The 2,915-nt window shown below is 62.5% G+C and carries 2 protein-coding genes; both read right to left on the minus strand.

Going from position 1 to position 2,915, the window contains the following annotated elements; translation table 11 throughout:
• Nucleotides 1-87 precede the first annotated feature (87 nt).
• Nucleotides 88-1,368 carry an aminotransferase class V-fold PLP-dependent enzyme gene (locus BZ163_RS00185; RefSeq protein WP_128869333.1) on the minus strand — a complete coding sequence of 427 codons (1,281 nt, stop codon included), beginning with the start codon at nt 1,366-1,368 and terminating at the stop codon, nt 88-90.
• Between the two features lie 30 nt (nt 1,369-1,398).
• Nucleotides 1,399-2,748 carry a pyoverdine-tailoring dipeptidase-like protein PvdM gene (pvdM, locus tag BZ163_RS00190; RefSeq protein WP_128869334.1) on the minus strand — a complete coding sequence of 450 codons (1,350 nt, stop codon included), beginning with the start codon at nt 2,746-2,748 and terminating at the stop codon, nt 1,399-1,401.
• Between the last annotated feature and the right edge of the window lie 167 nt (nt 2,749-2,915).

The raw sequence follows: 2,915 nt of genomic DNA on the forward strand, positions 1-2,915 counted from the left end.
CCAGCGAAGGGTCCGTCACATTCAACATCTTTGTCGCCTGTGCCGGCCCCTTCGCTGGCAAGCCAGCTCCTACAGTAGGGGGTTGCGTCACGCGGTCTTGCTCAGCAACGCCATGAACCGGTCGATGTCGTTTTCAGTGTTAAGCAGGCCGGGGGCGATGCGGATCACCGGGCCGACGTCGCGGTCCACCGAATCGCAGACCACGCGGTTCTGCATCAGCTGCAGCGCGACTTTTTCGCAGTCCCGATCCTTGATCCGGAAGAAGGTGAAACCGGCGGACATTGCCGGATTTTTCGGGGTGACCAATTCGATCCGCGGCTGCTCCAACAGGCGATTTTTCGCGTAGGTATTGAGCGCATGGATGCGTGCCCGGACCTCGGCCTTGCCTAGTTCCAGGTGCAGCTTGAAGGCTTCGTCCAGCGCCCAGCGATGTTCAAAGCTGTGGTAGCCGCCAGGGGTCATGATGGTCGAAAAGGTGGTGGCCTCGGAGAAGGTCGGGATGGTCGGCGTCACGTCCTTGAGCTCGGCCGAACGGGCGCAGATGATCCCGGTGCCACGCGGGCCGAACATCCATTTGTGGGTGCCGGCAATGAAGAAGTCGCAGTGCATGTCGGGGAAGTCGAGGTCCTCGACGCCGAAGCCGTGCACGCCGTCGACCACATACAGGATGCGGTCCTTTTCCTCGCGATTGCGGTTCTGTTCCTCCACCAGTTTGCCGATCTCGCCGATCGGCAACTTCACGCCGCTGCCCGATTGCACCCAGGTCATGCCCAGCACCCGGGTCTCGGGGCGAATCCCTTGGGCAATGGTGCCGACCACTTCATCCACCGAAACGCTGTGGCTGTGCTCGAACAGCGTGAGCTTGCGCACCTTGACCCCATCCTTTTGCTGGCGGTAGGCCAGGGCATAATTGGTCGCGTAGTGTTCGTGTTCGCTGGTGAGGATTTCCTGGTCGGGGCGCACATGGATGCCACCGTAGATCAGCGACAGGCCTTCAGTGGTGCTGCCGGTGAGGGCGATCTGTTCCGGTGCGGCCTTGAGATAACGACCGGCCCAGACCCGCACCTGGTGCTCGCGTTTTTCGGTTTCTCCCAGGTCCCAATCCATCGCCAGGCCGGGGTTGCGGTCGAGGTTGGCGCGGTGCATCTCGATCGCCTCGCGCACGGGTCTTGGGTGTGAGGTCACCAGAAAATTGGCGAAGTGCAGGTAGTTTGGGTCCTGATTGAACAGCTGGCGCAACTGCGCCCATTTGTCCGTGGCCAGCGGTGCCGGGCTGGCGGCCAGCGCCGGCAGGTTTACGGCGGCACCCAGGGGCAGGCCCGCCGCGAGAATGCCGGCCTGCTTGAGGAATGAACGACGGTTGGTCATGAGCTCGGTTCGCTTGTGCAAAAAGTGGGATCAGTGTTTGGCCACGGGCCTGGAGGACTGCTGCACCTGGTCCCAGACCCGCAGGAAATTGCCGCCCCAGAGCTTGGCGATATCGGCTTCGCTGTAGCCGCGGCTGAGCAGCTCGGCTGTCACGTTGCGCCCCTCGCTGACGTCCTTCCAGCCATCGAGGCCGCCACCGTCGTTGAAGTCGGAACTGATGCCGACGTGGTCGATGCCGATTTTCTTTACCGCATAATCGATGGCGTCGCCGTAGTCCTTGAGGGTGGCCTTGGGTTCTTCTTCGACTATTGCGTAGAGCTGGCTGGCGTACTCGCCGAAGCGTTGCTCGGACCAGACGGTGATCACCGGATCGCCCGGCATCAGCGCCATCTCCAGCCCTTGCAGCGGTTGCAGGTCGAAACGCGCGCGCAGGGCGTTGAGCTTGTCCTGGGTGGCCTGGCTCAGCGGACGGATGTAAGTCGGGAAGCCGACAATCTGCACCACGCCGCCGCTGTTCTTGATCAACTGCATTTCCTGGTCGCTGAGGTTGCGCGGAATGTCCACCAGCGCCCGTGGCGCCGAGTGGGACGCGACCATCGGGGTGCGGCTCAATTGAGCGACTTGCTCCAGGGCCTTGGTCGACATCTGCGACACATCGATGATCACGCCGAGGTCGTTGAGGCGGTGCACGGCTTGTTTGCCGATGTCCGACAGGCCGCCGAGCGCGTCCCGGGAATCGTTGAAAAACGGCAGGGGCCGCGAGGAGTCGGCCCAGGCGTTGTTGCCGACATAACTGAAGCCGAACATGCGCATGCCGCGGGCCGCCCACTTGTCCAGGGCGTTGAGGTCGTTACCCAGGGGGTAGGCATTGAGCATGCTCAGGAAGATCGCGAACTTGCCTTCGCCGTGCAGGCGGCGGAAATCGTCGGGGGTGTAGGCCATGGCGACCTGGTTGGGGAAGTCGCGCACCAGGGTGCTGATGATCTTGTAGCGGGTTTCCTGTTCGAAGCGTGCCTCGTCGACGAAACCGGCGGTGGGGCGGTGCGGGGCGTTGTCGCCGTTCCAGATTTCCGGCCAGCCAAAGATGGTCAGGGCTGCACCGGACAGCCGTCCGCGCCCGCTTTTGACCAGGTCGAATTGGCCAGTGCCGTCTTTGTCGGCTTCGTTGCCGGCGGTGCCGAAATCCATGGGCACGGTGATGTGGCTGTCGAACGAGAGCATGCGCGCTTGCAGGTCATCGGCCTGTTTCATCACCTTGACCGGGTAACCGGGGTTGTCCTTGAACCAGTAATCCCAGGCCGCATAGCCCGCACCGGCGCAGATCGCCAGGGCCAGCGGCAGGCCGATGTAGAGCGCTTTTTTCGAACGTGGTTTGGTCATTGCCGTCTCAGTCGGGTTCGCTGCCCCGGTGCGTGAGTGGGGGCTTTGCTATCTGGGAGGAACGAGTGACCGGGCGGAGAATTTAGGTGTTTGTGCCGGCCTCTTCGCTGGCAAGCCAGCTCCTACAGAGGATTTTCAGTGTTCATGCAATCCCCTGTAGGAGCTGG

Origin of the sequence: Pseudomonas sp. VI4.1 (genome assembly GCF_002029345.1) — a bacterium.
In the GTDB taxonomy this organism is placed as follows: domain Bacteria; phylum Pseudomonadota; class Gammaproteobacteria; order Pseudomonadales; family Pseudomonadaceae; genus Aquipseudomonas.